We start from the raw sequence: 21023 nt of genomic DNA on the forward strand, positions 1-21023 counted from the left end.
TGTTTTCGGCACGCTGCGAAGCGTCGCCACCCAGCCTTGGAAGTGACGCCTGGATGACTACCCATATTCAACGCTCCGCCCTGCTGCCATACCCCGCCCAGGCGCTTTACGATCTGGTCAACGATGTAGCCAGCTACCCTGAGTTTTTGCCGTGGTGCTCGGCCTCGACGGTGATCGAAACCAGCGATACACACATGCGTGCCAAGCTCGAAGTGGCCAAGGGTGGCATGAGCCAGCACTTCGTTACGCGTAACGTGCTGGTGCCGGGGCAGTCCATCGAGATGAATCTCGAAGAAGGGCCATTCACCCAGCTGCATGGTGTTTGGGTGTTCAAGCCACTGGGTGAAAAGGCCTGCAAGATCAGCCTGGACCTGTCCTTCGATTACGCCGGGCCGATTGTGCGTGCCACGTTGGGCCCGCTATTCAATCAGGCGGCCAACACGCTGGTCGATGCGTTCTGCCAGCGTGCCAAGCAACTGAATGCCTGACTGAACGGGCGGCAATAAAAAGCCCGGAACACGTCCGGGCTTTTTTGCACCTGCTTCCCGGCTACCGGGTTTCCAGCGGTGCGGGGGTCGGGACCGGGGTGGTCTCGATGGTGTCGATCTCGCGCTGGATGGCCTCTTCGGTCGAACCTGGCTTGGCCGGTTTTTCTTCAGGCTGCGCTGCCGGCTGCTCGGTCTGGCCTGGCTCGGTGGCCGGGCTGATGGTGGTGTCGCTGCTGCCACCGAGGATTTCCTGATCGCGGCTGACGCCTGGCATGAAGTCGCCAGACAGGCTGACCAGTTGATCGCTTTCGTTGAAAAATACACTCATGCGTTCTTGCTGGCGCTTACCGCCACCAGGCTGCAGGCTGTAGAGGTAATCCCAGCGATTGGTGTTGAAGGTATCCTGAATCAGCGGGTTGCCCATGATAAACCTTACTTGCCGGCGGGTCATTCCCGGGCGTAATTGGTCTATCATGTCTTGCGTGACGACATTGCCCTGCTGGATGTCGATTTTGTAAACCCCGGGAAACGAGCAACCGGCGAGTGCGAGCAGTCCCACTAGGGTGAGGCTGGTTAGCAAGAGCTTGGTGTTTTGCATCGGTGGGCGACTTCCACTATCTTGGCTGGACAACGTAAACCCCGATCATACCCGTATTAAGAGAAGCTGCGAAGCAGCATCGGCGAGAAAGCTGACCATGGTTGAAAATAGCGAATTGCGCAAAGCCGGTCTCAAGGTGACCCTGCCTCGAGTCAAGATCCTTCAGATGCTCGACTCTACCGAGCAGCGTCACATGAGTGCAGAGGATGTCTACAAGGCGCTGATGGAGGCTGGCGAGGATGTAGGCCTGGCCACCGTCTATCGCGTGCTGACCCAGTTCGAGGCGGCGGGTCTGGTGGTTCGCCACAACTTCGACGGCGGTCATGCAGTGTTCGAGCTGGCCGACGGCGGTCACCACGACCACATGGTGAACGTGGATACCAGTGAAGTCATCGAATTCATGGATGCTGAAATCGAGAAGCGCCAGCGCGAAATCGTGGCCGAGCATGGCTTCGAGCTGGTGGACCACAATCTGGTCCTGTATGTGCGTAAGAAGAAGTAACGATTTTTCGTTATGGATGGCAAAGGCGACCTTCGGGTCGCCTTTGTGCATTCTGGGGCTAAAAGATTTGTTGTCCGTGCCGGCCTCTTCGCGGGCACGCCCGCTCCCACAGGTACACCTCAGGTTTCAGATCCTGTGATCACCCTGTGGGAGCGGGCGTGCCCGCGAATCGTCCTGGAAAAGAAGGGGTCAGGCCTTGCCGCTCACCACCATCTTCCGCGCATGCGCCAAAGATTCCTTGGTCAGGTCGATGCCGCCGAGCATCCGCGCCACTTCTTCCACGCGCTCACGCTTGCCAAGGCTAGCCACGGCGGTGTGGGTGGTGTCGCTGTTGCGCACCTTGTGCACGAACAAATGGTGATGCCCCTGCGCTGCCACCTGCGGCAGGTGGGTCACCGTCAGTACCTGGCCGCGCTCGCCCAGGCGCCGCAGCAATTGGCCGACGATTTCTGCCGTTGGCCCGCCAATACCCACGTCGACTTCGTCGAACACCAGGGTGGGAATGCGCGAGGTCTGCGCCGTGATCACCTGGATCGCCAGGCTGATACGTGACAGTTCACCGCCCGACGCCACCTTCGCCAGGCCCTTGAGTGGCTGGCCAGGGTTGGCGCTGACCAGCAGTTCGATCTGCTCCAGGCCATGGGGTGACAGGTCTGTGCCTTCGTTGGGTGTCAGCTCTATGCAGAAGCGCCCGCCAGGCATGCCCAGGCGCTGGATTTCCTGCTCTACCGCGCCTGCCAGTTGCTGCGCCGCTTGCTGGCGCAGGCCGCTGAGTTCGCGCGCCTTCTCTTTATAGTGCTGGGCAAAGGCGGCAAGCTCTTCGCCCAGCCGCTCGATCGACTCGTCGCTGGCGTTAAGGCCTTCCAGCTCTTCCATCAATTGCTGTTGCAGGTGGGGCAGTTCGGTGGGGTGCACCCGGTGTTTGCGCGCCAGGGTATAGATGGTGTCCAGGCGCTCTTCCAGGGCTTGCAGGCGCATCGGGTCGGCGTCGAAGTTGTCGAGGAAGCGGTTGAGCTCGCCCACGGCTTCTTCGACCTGGATCTGTGCGCTGGCGATCAGGTTGGCCGCTTCGCTCAGTGCCTTGGGCGAGTTGGTGGCGGCACCCAGGCGGTTGAGGCTGGAGGTGAGGGCGCTGAGCACATTGCCCGAATCGCTCTCGCTGCACTGGTCGATGACCTGGCGGCAGATGCCGAACAGGGCTTCGGCGCTGGTCAGGTTCTTGTGTTCCTGTTCCAGCTGCTCCAGTTCGTGCTCGCCCAGGCCGAGGTTGTCCAGTTCTTCCAGCTGGTAACTGAGCAACTGGTGGCGGGCGCGCTGCTCGTCGCCCGAGTTGGACAGGCGCTCCAGCTCCAGGCGGGTCTGGTTCCAGCGCTTGGCTGCAAGCTGTACCTGGCGTGCCAGGTCGACGGCACCGGCATACTCGTCAAGCAGGCGACGATGGGTGTCGGTCTTGAGCAGGGACTGGTGCTCGTGCTGGCTGTGGATATCGATCAGCAGTTCGCCCAGCGCCTTGAGGTCGCCGAGCGGGCAGGGCGTGCCGTTGATGTAGCCGCGGCTGCGGCCTTCGGCGGTGATCACCCGGCGCAAGATGCACAGGCCTTCGTTGTTCAGGTCGCGCTCGGCCAGCCAGGTATGCGCTTCGGGAATGTCCACCAGGTCGAAGGTGGCCAGGATGTCTGCCTTGTCGGTGCCGGGGCGCACCACGCCGCTGTCGGCACGGTCGCCCAGGGCCAGGCCGAGGGCGTCGAGCATGATCGATTTGCCGGCACCGGTCTCGCCGGTGATGACGGACATGCCACGGGCGATTTCGAGGTCGAGGTGCTCGACGATGGCGTAGTTGTGAATGGACAGGTGCACCAGCATGGGGGCGGCTCCCGAAAGTCAGGTCTGGTTATTTATACAGTACTTTTTTCAGGCCTGCCAATGCCCCTTCGCAGATTCTGTTGCAGCCTTGAAAACCACCTTGCCCCTTGAACCTGGTTTTTCCGGCCCCATATAGCCGTCATCCAAGGCGAGCCTGGCTCGCAGTCCACAAAATTGCGCAGGAGAGACCCCATGGCTGATGAGCAGCTGAACGAGAAAGACCTTAACGTGGAAGAAACCGGTGCAGGCAATGCAGCTGATACCCGTGTTCTGGAGCTCGAGGAACAGCTGGCCGCAGCCAAGGACCAGGCGCTGCGCGCCGTTGCCGACCTGCAGAACGTACGCCGTCGTGCCGAGCAGGACGTGGAAAAAGCCCACAAGTTCGCCCTGGAGAAGTTCTCCAGCGACTTGCTGCCGGTGATCGACAGCCTGGAGCTGGCCCTGGCTCACTCCAGTGCCGAGGATGAGCACGTCAAGCAGATCCGCGAAGGTGTCGAGCTGACCCTGAAGATGTTCCAGGACACCCTCAAGCGCTACAACCTTGAAGCGGTCGACCCGCACGGCCAGCCGTTCAACCCTGAGCACCACCAGGCCATGGCCATGCAGGAAAACGCCGAGGTCGAGCCAAACAGCGTGCTGAACGTGTTCCAGAAGGGTTACCTGCTGAACGGCCGCCTGCTGCGCCCCGCCATGGTGGTGGTCAGCAAGGCGCCGAGCGCGGCGCAACCCTCGATCAATGAAAAGGCTTGAAATCCTTCCGGGCATCCCCATCTAGGTGTCAAGCCTTCAAGTATTACCGCAGTTGGCCAAAGTAGTCGCTGCTACCAAATTCAAGTTTCGGGAGAGTTAACATGGGCAAAATCATCGGTATCGACCTGGGGACCACCAACTCGTGCGTCTCCATTCTGGAAAACGGTAACGTCAAAGTCATCGAAAACGCCGAAGGTGCGCGTACTACCCCTTCGATCGTGGCCTACGCCAACGATGGCGAAATCCTGGTTGGCCAGTCGGCCAAGCGCCAGGCCGTCACCAACCCGCACAACACCCTGTTCGCAGTGAAGCGCCTGATTGGCCGCCGCTTCGAAGAAGATGTCGTGCAGAAAGACATCAAGCTGGTGCCGTACAAGATCGTCAAGGCGAACAACGGTGACGCCTGGGTCGAGGCTGCTGGCAAGGAAATGGCTCCGCCGCAGATCAGCGCCGAAGTCCTGAAGAAAATGAAGAAGACCGCCGAAGACTACCTCGGCGAGCCAGTCACCGAAGCGGTCATCACCGTTCCGGCCTACTTCAACGACAGCCAGCGTCAGGCGACCAAAGACGCCGGCCGCATCGCTGGCCTGGACGTAAAACGCATCATCAACGAGCCGACTGCCGCTGCGCTGGCCTACGGTATGGACAAGGCCAAGGGCGACCACACTGTCATCGTTTATGACCTGGGTGGTGGTACCTTCGACGTTTCGGTCATCGAAATCGCCGAAGTCGACGGTGAGCACCAGTTCGAAGTACTGGCTACCAACGGCGACACCTTCCTGGGTGGCGAAGACTTCGACATGCGCCTGATCGACTACCTTGTCGACGAGTTCAAGAAAGAGTCGGGCATGGACCTGAAGAACGATCCTCTGGCCCTGCAGCGCCTGAAAGAAGCCGCAGAAAAGGCCAAGATCGAGCTGTCGTCCGCTCAGTCGACCGACGTCAACCTGCCGTACATCACTGCAGATGCCACCGGTCCTAAGCACCTGAACGTGAAGATCTCCCGCGCCAAGCTGGAGTCGCTGGTCGAAGACCTGGTCAAACGTACCATCGAGCCTTGCCGCATCGCCCTGAAAGACGCCGGCATCGACGCCAGCAAGATCGACGACGTGATCCTGGTCGGCGGTCAGACCCGCATGCCGCTGGTGCAGAAAGAAGTGGCCGACTTCTTCGGTAAGGAAGCGCGCAAGGACGTGAACCCGGACGAAGCGGTTGCCATGGGTGCTGCCATCCAGGGTGCGGTACTGGCCGGTGACGTGAAAGACGTACTGCTGCTGGACGTCAGCCCGCTGACCCTGGGTATCGAAACCATGGGCGGCGTGATGACCGCGCTGATCGAGAAGAACACCACCATCCCGACCAAGAAGTCGCAGGTGTTCTCGACTGCCGACGACAACCAGAGCGCCGTGACCATTCACGTGCTGCAGGGTGAGCGTAAGCAGGCTGCGCAGAACAAGTCGCTGGGCAAGTTCGACCTGGCTGACATTCCGCCAGCACCGCGTGGCGTGCCGCAAATCGAAGTGACCTTCGACATCGACGCCAACGGCATCCTGCACGTAGGCGCGAAAGACAAGGCTACCGGCAAGACTCAGTCGATCGTGATCAAGGCCAACTCCGGCCTGTCGGACGAAGAGATCGAGCGCATGGTGCGTGACGCCGAGGCCAACGCCGAGGAAGACCGCAAGTTTGAAGAGCTGGCCGCTGCCCGTAACCAGGGTGACGCGCTGGTGCACTCGACCCGCAAGATGGTCGCTGACGCAGGTGACAAGGTTACCGCTGAAGAGAAAACCGCCATCGAGGCCGCCGTTGTTGCCCTGGAAGCCGCTGTCAAAGGCGACGACAAGGCTGCCATCGACGCCAAGGTTGAAGAGCTGTCCAAGGTCTCTGCCCCGGTTGCCCAGAAGATGTACGCCGAGCAGTCGGCTGAACAGCCTCAGGGTGGCGCGCAGCAGGCCGAGCCGGAAGCCAAGCACGATGACGTGGTTGACGCCGAGTTCGAAGAAGTGAAAGACAACAACAAGCAGTAATCCCTGCATGTTGTCGGCCAGTTCACCGTCGTTTGCCGGTGAGCTGGTAGGATGTCGCCGCGCGGGGGCTTGCTCCCGCGTTGGCGTATCTGGAATTCGAGAATTTTTACAGCATCTGTCAGTGGCTCTTATGGGTAGCGGGCGGGTGCTGATGGCGTGGCGCAGATGCCAGACGCCCAACAAGGTGCAAATGACCTATGTCCAAGCGTGATTATTATGAGGTCCTGGGTGTCGAGCGCGGCGCCACTGAAGCGGACCTCAAGAAGGCTTACCGCCGTTTGGCGATGAAGTATCACCCGGACCGCAATCCGGGCGATAAAGAATCGGAAGACAAGTTCAAGGAGGCCAACGAGGCCTACGAAGTGCTGTCGGACGCGAGCAAGCGTGCGGCCTTCGACCAGTATGGCCATGCGGGTGTCGACCCAAGCATGGGTGGCGGTGGTGCCGGCTTTGGTGGTGCCAACTTCTCCGACATCTTCGGTGATGTGTTCAGCGACTTCTTCGGTGGCGGCGGCCGCGGTGGTGGTCGAGGCGGTGCCCAGCGCGGCAGCGACCTGCGCTACACCCTGGAACTGAACCTGGAAGAAGCGGTGCGTGGCACTACGGTCAGCATCCGCGTGCCCACCCTGGTCAACTGCCAGCCTTGCGACGGTTCCGGTGCCAAGAAGGGCTCGACCCCGTCGACCTGCCCGACCTGCGGCGGCATCGGCCAGGTGCGCATGCAGCAAGGCTTCTTCTCGGTGCAGCAGACCTGCCCGCGCTGCCATGGCCAAGGCAAGATCATTACCGACCCGTGCACTTCGTGCCACGGTGAGGGGCGTGTCGAGGAATACAAGACGCTGTCGGTCAAGGTGCCGGCAGGTGTTGATACCGGCGACCGCATCCGTCTGTCGGGTGAGGGCGAGGCGGGTACTCATGGTGGCCCGACTGGCGACCTGTACGTGGTGATCAGCGTGCGTGAGCACGAAATCTTCCAGCGTGATGGCAAGCACCTGTACTGTGAAGTACCGATCAGCTACACCGATGCTGCCCTGGGCGGCGAGCTGGAAGTGCCGACCCTGGATGGTCGTGTGAAGCTGAGGATTCCGGAAGGTACCCAGACCGGTAAGCAGTTCCGTCTGCGTGGCAAGGGTGTTGCCCCGGTGCGTGGCGGTGGCGCGGGCGACCTGCTGTGCCGTGTGGCCGTAGAAACCCCGGTCAACCTCAGCCGTCGCCAGCGCGAGTTGCTCGAAGAGCTGCGTGATTCGCTGGAAGGCGACAGTTCCCACTCGCCCAAGGCCAGCGGCTGGTTCGATGGTGTGAAGCGCTTCTTCGGCGATCTCTGACAAGGAACAGGTTATGCGACGTATTGCAGTGATGGGCGCGGCGGGGCGGATGGGTAAAACCCTCATCGAAGCCGTGCAACAAACCTCAGGTGCAGGGCTGACTGCGGCAATTGATCGCCCTGACAGCTCGTTGGTCGGGGCTGATGCCGGAGAGCTGGCGGCACTTGGCCGAATTGGCGTGCTGTTGTCCGACGACCTGGCCAAGGTTGCCGACGAGTTCGATGTGCTGATCGATTTCACTCACCCCTCGGTGACCCTGAAAAACCTGGCGTTCTGCCGCAAGCACGGCAAGGCGATGATCATCGGCACGACCGGTTTTACAGTCGAAGAGAAGCAGTTGTTGGCTGAGGCTGGCAAGGACATTCCTGTCGTGTTCGCCGCCAACTTCAGCGTGGGTGTCAACCTTAGCCTGAAGCTGCTGGATATGGCTGCGCGGGTGCTGGGCGATGATGTCGATATCGAAATCATTGAGGCGCACCACCGGCACAAGGTCGATGCCCCGTCGGGTACTGCACTGCGCATGGGTGAAGTGGTTGCCAATGCGCTGGGCCGTGACCTGCAGGAAGTGGCCGTGTATGGCCGTGAAGGGCAGACTGGCGCGCGGGATCGCAAAACCATCGGTTTCGCCACCGTGCGTGCCGGCGATGTGGTGGGCGATCACACTGTGTTGTTCGCTGCCGAAGGCGAGCGCCTGGAAATCACCCACAAGGCCTCCAGTCGCATGACCTTCGCCAAGGGTGCCGTACGTGCGGCGCTGTGGCTGGATGGGCGTGAGCCGGGGCTGTACGACATGCAGGATGTGCTCGAGCTGCGTTAAGCCGTTCTGGCGGTGCTGGCTGCTTCGCGGGCTTGCCCGCTCCCACAGGTATTGCGCGGGTCTTGTGGCTTGTGGTGGGCCTGTGGGAGCGGGCGAGCCCGCGAAGAAGCCAACACAGATGTCAGTCTGTCGCATTGATGTGTTTTAGAGGCACATCCGCGGTAGACCGAAAACACACTTTTCTGTAAGCTACAGCTTTAGTGTGTCCACTAAAAGCGCGCAGCGAATTGAATTCAGCACATGAAAGCGGGGTGACGTGTCCATACGTCACTCCGCTTTTTTGCAACCTGCGATCGCCCTTTCATGCTTGATTTACGGGAGGTCTTCTTGACAAAGCCAGCCATACTCGCCCTTGCCGACGGCAGTATTTTCCGCGGTGAAGCCATCGGTGCCGACGGTCAGACCGTTGGTGAGGTGGTATTCAACACCGCTATGACCGGCTACCAGGAAATCCTTACAGACCCTTCCTACGCGCAGCAAATCGTTACCCTGACCTACCCGCACATCGGCAACACCGGTACTACCCCGGAAGACGCCGAGTCGAACCGCGTCTGGTCCGCTGGCCTGGTCATCCGTGACCTGCCGCTGCTGGCCAGCAACTGGCGCAACACCCAGTCGCTGCCTGAGTACCTCAAGGCCAACAACGTCGTTGCCATCGCCGGCATCGACACTCGTCGCCTGACCCGTATCCTGCGTGAAAAGGGCGCCCAGAACGGCTGCATTCTGGCGGGTGACAACATCAGCGAAGAAGCCGCCATCGCTGCTGCCCGCGGCTTCCCGGGCCTGAAGGGCATGGACCTGGCCAAGGTCGTCTCCACCAAGGAACGTTACGAGTGGCGCTCCAGTGTGTGGGAGCTGAAAACCGACAGCCACCCGACCATCGAGGCTGCCGACCTGCCGTACCACGTGGTTGCCTTCGACTACGGCGTCAAACTGAACATTCTGCGCATGCTGGTAGCCCGTGGCTGCCGCGTGACCGTGGTGCCAGCCCAGACCCCGGCCAGCGAAGTGCTGGCACTCAACCCGGACGGCGTGTTCCTGTCCAACGGCCCTGGTGACCCCGAGCCGTGCGACTACGCGATCCAGGCGATCAAGGAAATCCTCGAAACCGAGATTCCGGTATTCGGCATCTGCCTCGGCCACCAGCTGCTGGCCCTGGCCTCCGGTGCCAAGACCGTGAAAATGGGCCACGGCCACCACGGTGCCAACCACCCGGTCCAGGACCTGGATACCGGCGTGGTCATGATCACCAGCCAGAACCACGGCTTTGCCGTTGACGAAGCGACCCTGCCGGGTAACGTTCGCGCCATTCACAAGTCGCTGTTCGACGGCACCCTGCAGGGTATCGAGCGTACCGACAAGAGCGCGTTCAGCTTCCAGGGCCACCCTGAAGCGAGCCCAGGCCCGACCGACGTCGCGCCTCTGTTCGATCGTTTCACCGATGCCATGGCCAAGCGCCGCTGAGCATCCTGCTTCAAGGCCCCGGGCCGGCACCTGCCGTGCCCGGAAGCGCCTGACCCAGATTGTTCAAAGCGGCTTGCCGACTGACCCCGGATTTGAGTGACCACCATGCCAAAACGTACAGACATCAAAAGCATCCTGATTCTCGGCGCTGGCCCGATCGTGATCGGCCAGGCCTGCGAATTCGACTACTCCGGCGCCCAGGCCTGTAAAGCCCTGCGCGAGGAAGGTTTCCGCGTCATCCTGGTGAACTCCAACCCAGCCACCATCATGACCGACCCGGCCATGGCCGACGCCACCTACATCGAGCCGATCAAGTGGCAATCGGTCGCCAAGATCATCGAAAAAGAGCGCCCGGACGCCGTTTTGCCGACCATGGGTGGCCAGACCGCACTGAACTGCGCCCTGGACCTGGAGCGCCACGGCGTTCTGGAGAAGTTCGGCGTAGAGATGATCGGTGCCAACGCTGACACCATCGACAAGGCTGAAGACCGTTCGCGCTTCGACAAGGCGATGAAGGACATCGGCCTGGAGTGCCCGCGCTCCGGTATCGCCCACAGCATGGAAGAGGCCAATGCGGTCCTCGAGAAGCTTGGCTTCCCGTGCATCATTCGCCCATCGTTCACCATGGGCGGCACCGGTGGTGGTATCGCTTACAACCGTGAAGAGTTCGAGGAAATCTGCACCCGCGGTCTGGACCTGTCGCCGACCAAAGAGCTGCTGATCGACGAATCGCTGATCGGCTGGAAAGAGTACGAGATGGAAGTGGTCCGCGACAAAAAGGACAACTGCATCATCGTCTGCTCGATCGAGAACTTCGACCCGATGGGTGTGCACACCGGAGACTCGATCACTGTTGCCCCGGCACAGACCCTGACCGACAAGGAATACCAGATCATGCGCAACGCCTCGCTGGCGGTGCTGCGTGAAATCGGTGTGGAAACCGGTGGTTCCAACGTCCAGTTCGGCATTTGCCCGAACACCGGCCGCATGGTCGTCATCGAGATGAACCCGCGCGTATCGCGTTCGTCCGCCCTGGCTTCCAAGGCCACCGGCTTTCCGATCGCCAAGATCGCCGCCAAGCTGGCCATTGGTTACACCCTCGACGAGCTGCAGAACGACATCACTGGCGGTCGCACCCCGGCGTCCTTCGAGCCGTCGATCGACTACGTCGTCACCAAGCTGCCACGCTTCGCTTTCGAGAAATTCCCGAAAGCCGACGCCCGTCTGACCACCCAGATGAAATCCGTGGGTGAAGTCATGGCCATCGGCCGTACTTTCCAGGAATCCCTGCAGAAAGCCCTGCGCGGCCTGGAAGTCGGCGCCTGCGGCCTCGACCCGAAAGTCGACCTGGCCAGCCCGGAAGCCACCAGCATCCTCAAGCGCGAGCTGACCGTGCCGGGTGCCGAGCGTATCTGGTACGTGGCTGACGCCATGCGTTCGGGCATGACCTGCGAAGAAATCTTCAATCTGACCGGCATCGACATGTGGTTCCTGGTGCAGATGGAAGACCTGATCAAGGAAGAAGAGAAGGTCAAGACCCTGGCTTTGTCGTCGATCGACAAGGACTACATGCTGCGCCTCAAGCGCAAGGGCTTCTCGGACCAGCGCCTGGCAGTGCTGTTGGGTATCACCGACAAGAACCTGCGCCGCCACCGTCACAAGCTGGAAGTGTTCCCGGTTTACAAGCGCGTCGACACCTGCGCCGCCGAGTTCGCCACCGATACCGCCTACCTGTACTCCACCTACGAGGAAGAGTGCGAGGCCAACCCGTCGACCCGCGACAAGATCATGATCCTGGGTGGCGGCCCTAACCGTATCGGCCAGGGTATCGAGTTCGACTACTGCTGCGTGCACGCAGCCCTGGCGCTGCGTGAAGACGGTTACGAGACCATCATGGTCAACTGCAACCCGGAAACCGTCTCCACCGACTACGACACGTCCGACCGCCTGTACTTCGAGCCGCTGACCCTGGAAGACGTGCTGGAAGTCTGCCGCGTCGAGAAGCCGAAGGGCGTGATCGTTCACTACGGCGGCCAGACCCCGCTGAAGCTGGCCCGCGCTCTGGAAGAAGCTGGCGTGCCGATCATCGGTACCAGCCCTGACGCCATCGACCGCGCCGAAGACCGTGAGCGCTTCCAGCAGATGGTTCAGCGCCTGAGCCTGCTGCAGCCGCCAAACGCTACCGTGCGCAGCGAGGAAGAAGCCATCCGTGCTGCGGGCAGCATCGGCTACCCGCTGGTCGTGCGTCCGTCCTACGTACTGGGCGGCCGTGCCATGGAGATCGTCTACGAGCTGGACGAGCTCAAGCGCTACCTGCGTGAAGCGGTACAAGTGTCGAACGACAGCCCGGTACTGCTCGACCACTTCCTCAACTGCGCCATCGAGATGGACGTGGATGCGGTGTGCGACGGCACCGACGTGGTCATCGGCGCAATCATGCAGCACATCGAACAGGCCGGTGTTCACTCCGGTGACTCGGCGTGCTCGCTGCCACCTTACTCGCTGAGCAAGGAAGTGCAGGACGAAGTCCGCGTTCAGGTCAAGAAAATGGCCCTGGAGCTGGGCGTGGTCGGCCTGATGAACGTGCAGCTGGCCCTGCAGGGCGACAAGATCTACGTGATCGAAGTCAACCCGCGCGCTTCGCGGACCGTGCCATTCGTTTCCAAGTGCATCGGCACGTCCCTGGCGATGATCGCAGCCCGTGTCATGGCGGGTAAAACCCTGAAAGAGCTGGGCTTCACCCAGGAAATCATCCCGAATTTCTACAGCGTCAAGGAAGCCGTCTTCCCGTTCGCCAAGTTCCCAGGGGTTGACCCGATCCTCGGCCCTGAGATGAAATCGACCGGTGAAGTCATGGGTGTCGGTGACAGCTTCGGTGAAGCCTTCGCCAAGGCTCAGATGGGTGCAAGCGAAGTGCTGCCGACCGGTGGTACTGCGTTCATCAGCGTGCGTGACGACGACAAGCCACAAGTGGCTGGCGTTGCCCGCGACCTGATCGCCCTGGGCTTTGAAGTGGTTGCCACTGCAGGCACCGCCAAGGTTATCGAGGCGGCCGGTCTGAAAGTGCGCCGTGTGAACAAAGTGACCGAAGGTCGCCCACACGTGGTCGACATGATCAAGAACGACGAAGTGTCGCTGATCATCAACACCACCGAAGGTCGCCAGTCGATCGCCGACTCCTATTCGATTCGTCGCAATGCGTTGCAGCACAAGATTTACTGCACCACTACCATTGCGGCTGGTGAAGCCATCTGCGAAGCGCTGAAATTCGGTCCGGAAAAGACCGTTCGTCGCTTGCAAGATCTGCATGCAGGACTGAAAGCATGAGCATTACCAAATACCCGATGACCGTCCAGGGCGCTCGCGCCCTGGAAGAGGAACACCTGTTCCTGAGCAAGACCGAGCGCCCGCGCCTGAGTCAGGCCATTGGTGAGGCACGTGAGCTGGGCGACCTCAAGGAAAACGCTGAATACCATGCAGCCCGCGAGGAGCAGGGCATGGTCGAAGCGCGTATCCGCGATATCGAAGGCCGCCTGCAGAACTCGGTGGTGATCGACGTGACTACCATTGCCCACACCGGCAAGGTCATTTTCGGTACCACTGTAGACCTGGAAAACACCGAGACCGGTGATCAGGTGACCTACCAGATCGTTGGCGAGGACGAAGCCGACATCAAGAAGGGCAAGCTCTCGGCCAGTGCGCCAATCGCCCGTGCCATCATCGGCAAGGAAGAAGGTGATATTGTCGTCGTCAAGACGCCTAGCGGCACGGTCGAGTACGAGATTGTCGAAGTCAAGCACATCTGACCGGCGCCTGCGGGCGCCGTCCCTCGAGGGGATCCTCTGGCAACTGGCCCAGGTTTTCTGGGTCGGTGGCCTGTGGGTGTTCCATGTTGGGCTGGTGCCTGCGCTCAAGGTCAGTGGCCTGGCGCCGCTGCTGGTGCAGGATGTTGCCGGGCAGATCGACCGCTGGTTGATCGGCGTGGCGTTGCTTGGCTTGTTGACTCAGCTGGCAGTGCTGGCGAGGGTGGATGGCCTGGCGGCCTGGTGGCGGCAGTTCCGCGGCCAGATGCTGTTGCTCGGCTTCGGTGCCTGCGTGGGGTATTACACCTTGCGCTACGGTATTTCCGTGGGCGAGCGCTGGCAGATGTTCTGCTTCCTGGTGCTGGGTTTTTCCGGCATCGTGCTGGTGGCCCAGCCGGTACCGGTCAGGGCGCGTTCACCGCGCCACTGATCGGCGCTACCGTTACTTGTAACGGTGGATGTTGGACAGCTGCTTGTTCGGCTGTGGGTTCTTGCGGTAGATCAGGGCTTTCTTGCCGATGGTCTGCACCAGCTCGGCACGGCCGGCCTTGCACAGCTCGGCGATGGTTTCGGCGCGCTCCTCGCGGTCTTCCGAGCGAATCTCGACCTTGATCAGCTCATGGTCGACCAGCGCGCGCTCCAGTTCGGCGATGACGCCTTCATTCAAACCGTTGCCAGCAACGATCAGGACCGGCTTCAGGTCATGACCAATGGACTTGTATTGCTTCTTCTGCTCGTTATTGAGCGGCATAATCTGACCCTTTCCGTCTGATTCTGTAAAATTGACCGGCATTTTACCCGAGGGCCACCGGCTCCGCCCAGTCAATCACGACGCATATCATCGAGGTGCCCCGTGGTACAACGTTCCAAAAGCAGCGCAAACTGGCTGCGAGAGCATTTCAACGACCCTTTTGTGAAGCAGGCGCAGAAGGATGGGTATCGCTCGCGTGCGAGCTACAAGCTGCTGGAGATCCAGGAGAAGGACCGCATTATCCGCCCAGGCATGAGCGTGATCGATCTCGGCGCGGCCCCTGGTGGCTGGTCCCAGGTGACCAGTCGTCTGATTGGTGGCCAAGGTCGCCTGATCGCTTCGGACATTCTGGAAATGGACGCGATCGCCGACGTGACCTTCATTCAGGGGGACTTCACCCAGGACGAAGTGCTGCAGCGCATTCTCGAAGCGGTCGGCGATTCGCATGTAGACCTTGTGATTTCCGACATGGCCCCCAATATGAGTGGTACGCCCGCGGTAGACATTCCGCGTGCCATGTTCCTCTGCGAGTTGGCCCTCGATCTGGCAACCCGTGTACTCAAGCCCGGGGGCGACTTCCTGATCAAGATTTTCCAGGGCGAAGGTTTTGACGTGTACCTGAAGGACGTGCGCAGCAAGTTCGACAAGGTGCAAATGCGCAAGCCGTCGTCGTCGCGGGACCGTTCCCGGGAGCAATACCTGTTGGGCAGGGGCTTCAAAGGGTAATGAAAGGTGTGAAGCGGGGTGGTCGATAGTTAATTCCAATCGGCCGCTGCGTCAGGATCGTCCGAACTTCGTGTAGTCTAGCTTTCACAAAGGGTTACAGACGGTGCCTGCGGCTGCGTAGGTAATGTAGTAAGTTAGGGCGATGAATATCATGCGAGGCACGGCTGCGTCGTGCGCCGGCCTCAGAGGGTAGCTAATTGAACGACATGGCAAAGAATCTGATCCTGTGGTTGATCATCGCAGCTGTCCTGGTGACAGTGATGAACAACTTCTCCAGCCCTAACGAGCCGCAGACCCTCAACTACTCCGACTTCATCCAGCAGGTCAAGGATGGCAAGGTCGAGCGTGTGACCGTCGATGGCTACATCATTACTGGCAAGCGCACCGATGGCGACAACTTCAAGACTGTGCGCCCGGCCATCACCGACAATGGCCTGATCGGCGATCTGGTCGACAACCATGTGGTCGTCGAAGGCAAGCAGCCTGAGCAACAGAGCATCTGGACACAGTTGCTGGTGGCGAGCTTCCCGATCCTGGTGATCATTGCCGTGTTCATGTTCTTCATGCGCCAGATGCAAGGTGGTGCGGGCGGCAAGGGCGGGCCGATGAGCTTCGGCAAGAGCAAGGCCCGCCTGCTGTCCGAAGACCAGGTCAAGACCACGCTGGCTGACGTTGCCGGCTGCGACGAGGCCAAGGAAGAGGTTGGCGAGCTGGTCGAGTTCCTGCGCGATCCGGGCAAGTTCCAGCGCCTGGGTGGCCGTATCCCGCGCGGTGTGCTGATGGTTGGCCCGCCCGGTACCGGTAAGACCCTGCTGGCCAAGGCCATTGCGGGCGAAGCGAAAGTACCGTTCTTCACCATTTCCGGTTCGGACTTCGTGGAAATGTTCGTGGGTGTCGGTGCCAGCCGTGTGCGCGACATGTTCGAGCAGGCCAAGAAGCACGCCCCGTGCATCATCTTCATCGACGAGATCGACGCCGTTGGTCGCCACCGTGGCGCCGGCATGGGTGGCGGTCACGACGAGCGTGAACAAACCCTCAACCAGTTGCTGGTGGAGATGGACGGCTTCGAGATGAACGATGGCATCATCGTCATCGCCGCCACCAACCGTCCGGATGTGCTCGACCCGGCGCTGCTGCGCCCGGGCCGCTTCGACCGCCAGGTGGTGGTTGGCCTGCCGGACATTCGTGGCCGCGAGCAGATCCTCAAGGTGCACATGCGCAAGGTACCGATCGGCGAGAACGTCAATCCGGCGGTCATCGCGCGTGGTACCCCAGGCTTCTCCGGCGCCGACCTGGCCAACCTGGTCAACGAGGCTTCGCTGTTTGCCGCGCGTTCCAACAAGCGCCTGGTCGAAATGAAAGAGTTCGAGCTGGCCAAGGACAAGATCATGATGGGCGCCGAGCGCAAGACCATGGTCATGTCCGAAAAAGAAAAGAGAAACACCGCCTATCACGAGGCCGGCCACGCCATTGTCGGTCGCCTGGTGCCTGAGCACGACCCGGTCTACAAGGTTTCGATCATCCCGCGTGGTCGTGCCTTGGGTGTGACCATGTTCCTGCCGGAAGAAGACCGCTACAGCCTGTCCAAGCGTGCGCTGATCAGCCAGATCTGCTCGCTGTATGGCGGCCGTATCGCCGAGGAGATGACCTTGGGCTTCGATGGCGTGACCACCGGCGCGTCCAACGACATCATGCGGGCCAGCCAGCTCGCTCGTAACATGGTCACCAAATGGGGCCTGTCCGAGAAGCTCGGCCCGCTGATGTATGCAGAGGAAGAGGGCGAAGTGTTCCTCGGCCGTAGTGCCGGCAGCCAGCATGCCAGTGTGTCCGGCGAGACTGCCAAACTGATCGACTCCGAGGTGCGCAGCATCATCGATCAGTGCTATGCCACTGCCAAGCAGTTGCTGATCGACAACCGTGACAAGCTCGAGGCGATGACTGAAGCGCTGATGAAGTACGAGACCATCGATGCCGATCAGATTGACGACATCATGGCTGGGCGCACACCACGTGAACCGCGTGATTGGGACGACGACAAGCACTCGGGCACGCCTGCGGCCCAGGATGATCGTCCGGAATCGCCAATCGGCGGCCCAGCGGCTGAACACTAAGGGCATCTATGAGCTCAGTGCAGTACCCGACCCGGTTGCCTTGCGGCAGCCGGGTTCTTGATTTGTCGCATACCCATGTGATGGGTATTCTCAATATCACCCCCGATTCCTTCTCCGATGGCGGTCGCTTCAGTCAGCGCGACGAAGCCCTGCGCCATGCCGAAGCGATGGTTGCCGCTGGCGCAACGCTGATCGATATTGGTGGCGAGTCCACGCGCCCGGGTGCGCGTGCAGTGTCGGTGACCGAGGAGCTGGAACGTGTGGCGCCAATGGTCGAGGCCATCAACAGCCGCCTCGACGTGGTCATTTCGGTCGATACCTCCACACCTGCCGTCATGCGCGAAGCTGCACGCCTTGGTGCCGGGCTGATCAACGACGTGCGGGCCCTGGAGCGCGATGGCGCCCTGGACGCTGCGGCGGATACCGGTCTGCCGGTGTGCCTCATGCACATGCGTGGCGAGCCAGGCAACATGCAGGACGATCCGCATTACCAGGACGTGACTGCCGACGTCACGCGTTATCTTGAACAGCGGATGGCCGCCTGCGCAGCTGCGGGCATCGACGCTGACAGAATCATCCTTGACCCGGGCTTCGGTTTCGCCAAGACACTGGCGCACAATCTGAGCCTGTTCAAGCACATGGAAGCGCTCTATCGCCTTGGGCGCCCACTGCTGGTGGGCGTTTCACGAAAGAGCATGATCGGCCTGACGCTGGAACGTCCGGTCGGCGAGCGCTTGTACGGCAGCCTTGCGCTGGCGGCGTTGGCCATGACCAAAGGGGCGAGCATCCTTCGTGTACATGACGTGGCCGAAACCGTTGATGTGGTGCGCATGATCGCTGCGGTGCAAAACGCCGAATAAGAACATTGGAGTCCCTATGAGCAGAAAATACTTTGGTACCGACGGCATTCGTGGCCGCGTCGGCGAATACCCGATCACGCCTGACTTCATGCTGAAGCTCGGCTGGGCGGCCGGCATGGCCTTCCGCAAGCAAGGCCATTGCCGCGTGCTGGTGGGCAAGGACACCCGTATCTCCGGGTACATGTTCGAGTCCGCACTTGAAGCCGGCCTGTCCGCAGCAGGTGCCGATGTGATGCTGCTCGGGCCGATGCCGACCCCGGCCATCGCTTACCTCACGCGTACCTTCCACGCCGAAGCCGGCATCGTCATCAGTGCCTCGCACAACCCGCACGACGACAACGGCATCAAGTTCTTCTCGGGCCAGGGCACCAAGCTGCCGGACGAGGTCGAGCTGATGATCGAAGAGCTGCTCGACCAACCGATGACCGTTGTCGAGTCGGGCAAGCTGGGCAAGGTTTCGCGTATCAATGATGCCGCCGGCCGCTACATCGAATTCTGCAAAAGCAGCGTGCCGAGCAGCACCAGCTTCGAGGGCCTCAAGCTGGTGGTCGACTGCGCCCATGGTGCTACCTACAAGGTTGCGCCCAGCGTATTCCGTGAGCTGGGTGCCGACGTGACCGTGCTGCATGCACAACCGGATGGCCTGAACATCAACGAAGGTTGCGGCTCGACACACATCGAATCGCTACAGGCCGCTGTACTGGTCGGGCATGCCGATCTCGGCATTGCCTTTGACGGTGACGGCGATCGCGTGCTGATGGTCGACCACACGGGTGCCATCGTCGACGGTGACGAACTGCTGTTCATCATTGCGCGCGACCTGCAGGAGCATGGCAAGCTGCAAGGCGGGGTGGTCGGCACGCTGATGAGTAACCTGGGCCTGGAGCTGGCGCTCAAGGACCTGGACATCCCGTTCGTGCGGGCCAAGGTCGGCGACCGTTACGTCATGGCCGAGCTGTTGGAGCGTCAATGGCTGGTCGGCGGTGAAAACTCCGGTCACGTCGTGTGCTGCAACCACACTACCACCGGCGATGCGATCATTGCCGCGCTGCAGGTGCTGATGGCGCTCAAACGCCGTGGCGAAACCCTGGCCCAGGCCCGCCAGGCCCTGCGCAAGTGTCCGCAGGTGCTGATCAATGTGCGCTTTGGTGCCAGCAAGGTCGACCCGCTGGAGCACCCGGCCGTCAAGGAAGCCAGTGCCAAGGTTACCGAAGCGCTGGCGGGGCGTGGTCGTGTGCTGTTGCGCAAGTCCGGTACCGAACCGTTGGTCCGGGTCATGGTTGAGGGCGAAGACGAAACCCAGGTGCGGGCCCATGCTGAAGCACTGGCCAAACTGGTCGGCGAAGTTTGTGTCTGAAGGCGCTTGCCAGCGCAGATCTGGTTGGGTAAGATCTGCGCCCACTTTGACCGACGAGGTAAAGCATGCGTCGCCCTATGGTAGCTGGTAACTGGAAAATGCACGGTACCCGCGCTAGCGTCGCTGAGCTGACCAAAGGCTTGAGTAATCTCGCCTTGCCGAGCGGAGTGGAAGTCGCCGTATTTCCACCGGCCTTGTTCATCAATCAAGTGATCGATGGCCTGGCAGGTAAAGAAATTACTATCGGCGCACAGAATTCTGCTGTACAACCCGAACAGGGTGCGCTGACTGGGGAAGTTGCTCCCGAGCAGCTGGTTGAAGCAGGTTGCAAGTTGGTGTTGATTGGTCATTCGGAGCGTCGCCAGATTATTGGTGAAACCGACGAAGTACTCAATCGCAAGTTTGCAGCAGCTCAGGCCAAAGGCTTGAAGCCAGTGCTTTGCATAGGGGAAACCCTTGAAGAGCGCGAGGCTGGCAAAACGCTCGAAGTTGTCGGGCGTCAACTAAGCAGTATCATCGAAGCATTCGGTGTTAAGGCTTTTGCCGATGCAGTAATTGCCTATGAGCCTGTATGGGCCATCGGTACAGGCCTTACGGCCACGCCACAGCAGGCCCAGGATGTGCACGCCGCCATCCGCGGCCAGCTGGCGGCAGAAGATGCTGAAGTGGCTGCGAAGGTGCAGTTGCTATACGGCGGCAGCGTGAAGGCGGCCAATGCGGCCGAACTGTTCGGCATGCCGGATATCGATGGGGGGCTCATTGGTGGGGCTTCCCTGAACGCAGACGAATTCGGTGCAATTTGTCGCGCCGCAGGAAACTGAACAAATGCTGGAAACAGTCATCGTTGTTTTTCATCTGTTGGCAGCGCTGTCGCTTGTAGTGCTGGTTCTGTTGCAACAGGGTAAAGGTGCTGAAGCAGGTGCATCTTTCGGCGCGGGTGCCTCAAACACCGTGTTCGGGAGCCAAGGCTCTGCAACGTTCCTAAGTAAATTAACTGCTATACTCGCTGCCACTTTCTTTTTGACAGCACTTGGGTTAGGATACTTCGCGAAGCAACAAGCTCACCAGCTTAGCCAAGCAGGTCTTCCAGATCCAGCAGTGCTAGAAGTGAAAGAGCCGCAGAAACCGGCAGTTAATGATGATGTACCGGTGCTCCAGCAGCAGAAGAGCGAAACCACCCATAATACCGGTGATGTACCTCCTCCGGCTCAAGAGCAGAAGTAACGGGTTTCAAGTAGTAGTATTGCCGAGGTGGTGGAATTGGTAGACACGCAACCTTGAGGTGGTTGTGCCCATAGGGTGTAGGGGTTCGAGTCCCCTTCTCGGTACCAATTAAAGCTTGAGAGCCCGCTTTAGCGGGCTTTCTTGTAGGTGAATGTTTGGATTTGACCCTCAACAGGGTTCGGTCTTATACTTTTGCCCCAGCTTTGTCGCGGGGTGGAGCAGCTTGGTAGCTCGTCGGGCTCATAACCCGAAGGTCGTTGGTTCAAATCCAGCCCCCGCAACCAGCTTCAGCGGAGCCCCTTTTCAGGGGCTTTTTGCTAACCGAACAGTTTCGGCGTCGTTGTCCTACGGCGCTTT

At 60.6% G+C, this 21023-nt stretch carries 19 protein-coding genes and 2 tRNA genes; 18 read left to right on the forward strand and 3 right to left on the reverse strand.

Features of this window, described 5'->3' with window-relative positions; translation table 11 throughout:
* Positions 1–53: 53 nt before the first annotated feature.
* Positions 54–488 (forward strand): type II toxin-antitoxin system RatA family toxin, encoded by a 435-nt coding sequence (locus ACF8EF_RS17265; RefSeq protein WP_003249916.1) that lies wholly within the window; start codon positions 54–56, stop codon positions 486–488.
* Positions 489–549: 61 nt separating this feature from the next.
* Here the strand turns inward: ACF8EF_RS17265 and ACF8EF_RS17270 are convergent, their stop codons facing one another.
* Positions 550–1086: an outer membrane protein assembly factor BamE gene (locus ACF8EF_RS17270; protein ID WP_176685384.1), complete on the reverse strand. Its 537-nt coding sequence runs from the start codon at positions 1084–1086 to the stop codon at positions 550–552.
* Positions 1087–1183: 97 nt separating this feature from the next.
* Here ACF8EF_RS17270 and fur point away from each other — a divergent pair, with 97 nt between their 5' ends.
* Positions 1184–1588, forward strand: a complete 405-nt coding sequence (gene fur, locus ACF8EF_RS17275) for a ferric iron uptake transcriptional regulator (protein ID WP_003249922.1) — start codon at positions 1184–1186, stop codon at positions 1586–1588.
* Positions 1589–1777: 189 nt separating this feature from the next.
* Here fur and recN read toward each other — a convergent pair whose 3' ends face one another.
* Positions 1778–3451, reverse strand: a complete 1674-nt coding sequence (gene recN, locus ACF8EF_RS17280; RefSeq protein ID WP_339443694.1) for a DNA repair protein RecN — start codon at positions 3449–3451, stop codon at positions 1778–1780.
* A 192-nt stretch (positions 3452–3643) separates the two neighbouring features.
* Here recN and grpE point away from each other — a divergent pair, with 192 nt between their 5' ends.
* The 8 genes from grpE (at position 3644) to ACF8EF_RS17320 (ending at position 14067) form a co-directional block, all read left to right on the forward strand.
* A complete protein-coding gene (gene grpE / locus ACF8EF_RS17285) occupies positions 3644–4201 on the forward strand; it encodes a nucleotide exchange factor GrpE (protein ID WP_012053755.1) in 558 nt (185 codons plus the stop codon).
* Positions 4202–4302: 101 nt separating this feature from the next.
* The gene (gene dnaK, locus ACF8EF_RS17290) at positions 4303–6228 is read left to right on the forward strand and encodes a molecular chaperone DnaK (RefSeq protein ID WP_010955366.1); all 1926 of its coding nucleotides are present in this window, start codon (positions 4303–4305) and stop codon (positions 6226–6228) included.
* Between the two features lie 197 nt (positions 6229–6425).
* Positions 6426–7553, forward strand: a complete 1128-nt coding sequence (gene dnaJ / locus ACF8EF_RS17295) for a molecular chaperone DnaJ (RefSeq protein WP_176685382.1) — start codon at positions 6426–6428, stop codon at positions 7551–7553.
* 13 nt (positions 7554–7566) lie between these two features.
* Positions 7567–8370 (forward strand): 4-hydroxy-tetrahydrodipicolinate reductase, encoded by an 804-nt coding sequence (dapB, locus tag ACF8EF_RS17300; protein WP_392461266.1) that lies wholly within the window; start codon positions 7567–7569, stop codon positions 8368–8370.
* A gap of 327 nt (positions 8371–8697) precedes the next feature.
* Positions 8698–9834, forward strand: coding sequence for a glutamine-hydrolyzing carbamoyl-phosphate synthase small subunit (gene carA, locus ACF8EF_RS17305; protein WP_016391781.1), 1137 nt, complete (start codon positions 8698–8700; stop codon positions 9832–9834).
* Between the two features lie 105 nt (positions 9835–9939).
* Positions 9940–13161, forward strand: a complete 3222-nt coding sequence (gene carB / locus ACF8EF_RS17310; protein ID WP_392461265.1) for a carbamoyl-phosphate synthase large subunit — start codon at positions 9940–9942, stop codon at positions 13159–13161.
* The gene (greA, locus tag ACF8EF_RS17315; protein ID WP_082056730.1) at positions 13158–13640 is read left to right on the forward strand and encodes a transcription elongation factor GreA; all 483 of its coding nucleotides are present in this window, start codon (positions 13158–13160) and stop codon (positions 13638–13640) included. The genes carB and greA overlap by 4 nt, the downstream gene beginning before the upstream one ends.
* Complete coding sequence (locus ACF8EF_RS17320) at positions 13618–14067, forward strand: MFS transporter (RefSeq protein ID WP_176685380.1); 450 nt, start codon at positions 13618–13620, stop codon at positions 14065–14067. The genes greA and ACF8EF_RS17320 overlap by 23 nt, the downstream gene beginning before the upstream one ends.
* A gap of 12 nt (positions 14068–14079) precedes the next feature.
* Here the strand turns inward: ACF8EF_RS17320 and yhbY are convergent, their stop codons facing one another.
* Positions 14080–14388 (reverse strand): ribosome assembly RNA-binding protein YhbY, encoded by a 309-nt coding sequence (yhbY, locus tag ACF8EF_RS17325; protein ID WP_003249945.1) that lies wholly within the window; start codon positions 14386–14388, stop codon positions 14080–14082.
* A gap of 102 nt (positions 14389–14490) precedes the next feature.
* Here yhbY and rlmE point away from each other — a divergent pair, with 102 nt between their 5' ends.
* The 8 genes from rlmE to ACF8EF_RS17365 all read left to right on the forward strand — a co-directional run bounded on the left by rlmE (position 14491) and on the right by ACF8EF_RS17365 (position 20950).
* Positions 14491–15114 (forward strand): 23S rRNA (uridine(2552)-2'-O)-methyltransferase RlmE, encoded by a 624-nt coding sequence (gene rlmE, locus ACF8EF_RS17330; RefSeq protein WP_176685379.1) that lies wholly within the window; start codon positions 14491–14493, stop codon positions 15112–15114.
* Positions 15115–15320: 206 nt separating this feature from the next.
* Entirely contained in the window at positions 15321–17225 is a 1905-nt protein-coding gene (gene ftsH, locus ACF8EF_RS17335; protein WP_021784330.1) for an ATP-dependent zinc metalloprotease FtsH, read from the forward strand.
* Positions 17226–17233: 8 nt separating this feature from the next.
* A complete protein-coding gene (gene folP / locus ACF8EF_RS17340) occupies positions 17234–18085 on the forward strand; it encodes a dihydropteroate synthase (RefSeq protein WP_003249952.1) in 852 nt (283 codons plus the stop codon).
* 16 nt (positions 18086–18101) lie between these two features.
* Positions 18102–19442, forward strand: coding sequence for a phosphoglucosamine mutase (gene glmM / locus ACF8EF_RS17345; RefSeq protein WP_176685378.1), 1341 nt, complete (start codon positions 18102–18104; stop codon positions 19440–19442).
* 65 nt (positions 19443–19507) lie between these two features.
* Entirely contained in the window at positions 19508–20263 is a 756-nt protein-coding gene (gene tpiA, locus ACF8EF_RS17350) for a triose-phosphate isomerase (protein WP_176685377.1), read from the forward strand.
* Positions 20264–20267: 4 nt separating this feature from the next.
* Positions 20268–20666, forward strand: a complete 399-nt coding sequence (gene secG / locus ACF8EF_RS17355; RefSeq protein WP_176685376.1) for a preprotein translocase subunit SecG — start codon at positions 20268–20270, stop codon at positions 20664–20666.
* 21 nt (positions 20667–20687) lie between these two features.
* Positions 20688–20773: transfer RNA gene (locus tag ACF8EF_RS17360), tRNA-Leu, on the forward strand.
* Positions 20774–20873: 100 nt separating this feature from the next.
* Positions 20874–20950: transfer RNA gene (locus ACF8EF_RS17365), tRNA-Met, on the forward strand.
* Positions 20951–21023 lie beyond the last annotated feature (73 nt).

The organism is Pseudomonas sp. zjy_15, assembly GCF_043101865.1.
Taxonomy (GTDB): domain Bacteria; phylum Pseudomonadota; class Gammaproteobacteria; order Pseudomonadales; family Pseudomonadaceae; genus Aquipseudomonas; species Aquipseudomonas putida_Y.